Annotated in this window: 1 protein-coding gene; it reads left to right on the top strand. The window is 52.1% G+C overall.

Annotation, left to right across the window (positions count from 1 at the left end; genetic code table 11):
- On the top strand, nt 1-428 hold a 428-nt coding region (locus P0G09_RS15735), incomplete at both ends, for a hypothetical protein (protein WP_275253122.1).

Below are 428 nucleotides of genomic sequence, written 5' to 3'. Positions count from 1 at the left end.
CAATCGGTAACAAGCCCACAGAAGCACTGTATGATGCCTACATCGCCACCTGTAAGGAATATTATGAGGACTGTGCCACGGCGAATGGCCGCAGCATCGAAGAAGATGCCTATGCGGCGGCTGTGGCAGAGTATCCGGCTCGGGCAGACTACTGGGAGGCTTATGTGCAGCTCTATTATGAGGACGGCGATTACGACTCGGGGGTAAGGACGCTGAAACAGGCAGATGCGGCAAAGATACCGTTCAATGATGCAATGATGCAGTACTGGAATGAGGCTTACTACGCCTGCAATGTGTCCAATTCGAGCTATCTTTCGGAGCAACTGGCTGGAATGGATGGTGTGTACCTTGGATGGGATGGAGAAAAAAATGTCCTTTTCAGCTGCGCAGACGGAGAACTGCTGGACCGGGTTTATGTCTTTGTCGGC

Source organism: Faecalibacterium sp. DFI.5.82, from assembly GCF_029076575.1.
GTDB classification, from domain to species: domain Bacteria; phylum Bacillota; class Clostridia; order Oscillospirales; family Ruminococcaceae; genus Faecalibacterium; species Faecalibacterium duncaniae.
Note: the sequence above shows the minus strand (reverse complement) of the source record. Positions and strands in the feature narration are given on the sequence as shown.